Annotated in this window: 3 protein-coding genes; 1 reads left to right on the forward strand and 2 read right to left on the reverse strand. The window is 50.1% G+C overall.

What is annotated here, in order from left to right; translation table 11 throughout:
- Positions 1-183: 183 nt before the first annotated feature.
- Positions 184-1,302: a response regulator gene (locus V6D20_04875; GenBank protein HEY9815122.1), complete on the forward strand. Its 1,119-nt coding sequence runs from the start codon at positions 184-186 to the stop codon at positions 1,300-1,302.
- 58 nt (positions 1,303-1,360) lie between these two features.
- On the opposite strand, the gene V6D20_04880 is transcribed toward V6D20_04875, so the two are convergent.
- Both V6D20_04880 and V6D20_04885 read right to left on the reverse strand, forming a co-directional pair.
- Positions 1,361-2,284, reverse strand: a complete 924-nt coding sequence (locus V6D20_04880) for a ParB/RepB/Spo0J family partition protein (GenBank protein HEY9815123.1) — start codon at positions 2,282-2,284, stop codon at positions 1,361-1,363.
- Between the two features lie 325 nt (positions 2,285-2,609).
- A partial coding sequence (locus V6D20_04885; protein HEY9815124.1) for a carbohydrate porin occupies positions 2,610-3,200 on the reverse strand: 591 nt, incomplete at its 5' end.

The following is a 3,200-nucleotide window of genomic DNA, read 5'->3' on the forward strand; positions in this document are numbered from 1 at the left end:
ACCCTCATTGAAAATTAACCCATAGTTTAAAGGAACAGGGTTAGCTCGTTCTTCTAAGTTCAAATCGCCCTACTTTTTGACTATGGTCTATCCTGTAGATAACGACCAAGAAAGATCAATGGTTCTTTTCGAAGACCATGAATAGTTGAATCTACGATTTTTATAAGTAAGCTCTGAGTTTTTATGGTTAGAATTCTGGTCATTGAAGATGAAGAAATTCTTCGCAGTAACATCGTTGATATTTTAGAAGCAGAAGGGTTTGAAGTTGATCAGGCAGATAACGGACGCTCCGGCGTCCAATTAGCTCAAACTCGATCACCCGACTTAGTTATTTGTGATGTCATGATGCCTGAACTAGATGGACACAGCGTATTATCTGAGCTGCGCCAAGATCCAACGACAGCCCTAGCCTCGTTCATTTTTCTAACAGCAAAGGCGACAGCCGCCGATATGCGCCAAGGGATGAATCTGGGAGCTGATGACTATCTGAGTAAACCATTTTTGCGAACGGAACTTCTAGAGGCGATCGCTACACGCCTGAGCAAACGGCAGTCGATTCTGAAGCTGCAACAGCAGATTGAAAAACTAGAGCAATCTAACTACCTCAAAGACGAGTTTATGAGTACGGCGTCGGAAGAACTGCGGGGGCCGCTTACTAATATTTCAATGGCTGTAGAAATGCTGCGTAAGTCTCCCAATGTGCAGAAAATGCAGCGCTATATTGAACTGATGCGCTCAGAGTGTACTCGTGAATTAAGGCTGATTAATAATCTCTTTGATCTCCAGCGCTTGGAAACTGGGGCTCGGTCTCTCCGTCCAGAGATGATCAATCTGCAGCAGCGTCTGCCCACGATGATTGAACCCTATCGCCAGCAGGCACAAACTGAGCGCCAACTTCTCCAGGTCACTTTGCCACCCTACATTTCGTCTATGGTGACAGATATCACGGATTTAGAGCAAATCTTGGGTGAACTGCTCGATAACGCCTGTCGGTATACATCTCCCCGTGGCAAGATTGTCCTAGAGGTGTCGCGATCGCCCATGCCGGTCGGTTTGGGAGAGCCTCCCTGCTTTATGACGACGTTTATGGTCAGCAACCAAGCGGAGCTTGCGCCAGAGGATGTAGCTTACTTGACATCTATTTTTCAGTCCGCAGAATCGGCTACGAGTAACCGTCGAGGCTTAGGGTTGAAGCTAACGCATAAGCTGGTGAAGCGTCTCAAGGGAGATCTGCAAGTTACGAGCGATGCGGGCTGGACATTTTTTGTAGTGCAACTGCCCAATTATGCCGCTCTTGATTGAGCGTGAGTTCGACGGAGAGCTATTTGTGCAAGCAAGTCTTGGCTGATCGAGGTTGATCTCAAGACTCATCATCGTTCATGAGGATGGCTTCAAGTTCTGCAATCAGCTTTTCAACTTGCTTTCGCTTACTATCGTTTTGCCACGCCTTTTTACGGCGCAACTGGCGACTGAGGTCAGCACAGCGTTGATCCAAGGATGGAGCATAGACCGGTTCGGGAAGGGTGCTCTCCTGGGGGACGTCTGCAAGTGATTCGATACGGGACTGGATGTCTCGTAGGGATAGATCCCCTCGAATAGCGTCTTTGAGTAGGTTCTGCTGCCGCTTGGTTTCCTTCAATTTAGCGATCGCCCTGGCTTTGGTGTAGGCAATCTGTCCTGACCGTAGGGCTTCTAAAAGGTGAGGTGGCAAGTTGAGAAGTGGCAAGCGATGGGTCGCAAACGATGTCCAGGAGAGGGTTCCAATGCTTTGAAAGATAGCCTGAATTTGTTCGAGAACATATTCATCGGCTGTTCCGACAACGTTGTCGGAAGATTTGGCAAGGCGATGTAAGAGGGATGGGATATCTTTGACCGGTTGATTGAGCCGCAATGACAGCAACATAATCAAGCTTTCGGTCTCTTCTACCACATTCAAGTCTTCCCGCTGTAGGTTCTCGACAAGTGCCAACTGCAGGGCTTCTTCGCGGGTCAGGGCTCGCACAACGACAGGAACCTCGTGGAGACCAGCAGCTTGGGCCGCTCGGTAGCGCCGTTCTCCAGCAACCAATTCGTATAAGTTGTCGTCAATGGGACGAACAATTAAGGGCTCCAGGATCCCGTGGGTTTTCACCGACTCGGTGAGTTCCTGCATTTTCTGCGGGTTGAAATGCTTACGAGGTTGATCTTCACTGGTGAGGAGCTGCCCTAGGGCGATGATATGGCGATCGCCTTCAAGGGATGTGTCAGGAAGGGATGTATCAATCGATAGGCTGGGGTCTATCATAGGTGCGGTAGAAACGGCGAGTAGCGCAATGGCTTATACGATAGACAGGAATAGTAGAGACCGCAAGGATGCGATCGCGGTTTTTTGAGAGTTGACCTTCTGACCCTAGCAGAAATGCTTAGGTGTATACGTCACTGACGTCCCAGAATCTGGAAAGCCAAAAAAAAGACTGAGATGTACTCAGTCCTGTTTAGCCATAGCGTTAGACATCGGTGCGGGTCACATGCCTTAGTCCAAGAGCTGAGGGGTATCCCTACGCTGTGGAACGTTCATCCATGGGGCTTAGCGTAGGGATGGTTTAGCTCTGTAGGTCAGGCAGCGATCGCTAGAATGCGTACTGCATCCGTAGGTTTCCAACCCAGATGGTTGGATTGGAGTCAAAGTTGTTGGGATTGTTGATCACATAAAGGGTGGGCGCTAGGGAAATATTGTTGCCCAGGGGATAGAAGTAGGTCGCTTCAAATTCGTACTGAATTCCCCCATCACCGCCGCCCGAGGCTAGAAACTCCCGTCCATCTAAGATGGAAAAGGGAATCAAGTAGGACAGGGTGAGTAGAGCCCCATCTTTCCCAAGGTCGGGAAAGGCCAACCCTGCTTGGAACGACTGAGCGTCAATGCTGCCGTCGCTGCGACCAGCTTGGAGGGGATCAACGTACAGAGAGCCATAACTATAGCGGCTGAAGATCCCAAATCGATCGGTGATGCCCCAGTCAAAGTTGACGCTGTAGGTGTCTGCTGAGGCATTGTCGATGGAGCCACCAAAGCCGTCATCTGCTACGCCATAGATCGGTTCGCTGACGGCACCCCCTACGCCAAAGCCCGTGATATTGCCGTTCTCGTCCCGAATCGCCGCATTGGCTAGCAGGTAGGAGCGAGTGTAGGTAAACCGGATATTGGCGCGGCTGCTCGGCGAGTA

This window comes from Candidatus Obscuribacterales bacterium, from assembly GCA_036703605.1.
Classification (GTDB): Bacteria; Cyanobacteriota; Cyanobacteriia; order RECH01; family RECH01; genus RECH01.

Bases quoted from the DNA above. Each gene is read 5' to 3' on its own strand.
- V6D20_04875 (HEY9815122.1), top strand. From the start codon at position 184: ATGGTTAGAATTCTGGTCATTGAAGATGAAGAAATTCTTCGCAGTAAC.
- V6D20_04880 (HEY9815123.1), bottom strand. From the start codon at position 2,284: ATGATAGACCCCAGCCTATCGATTGATACATCCCTTCCTGACACATCC.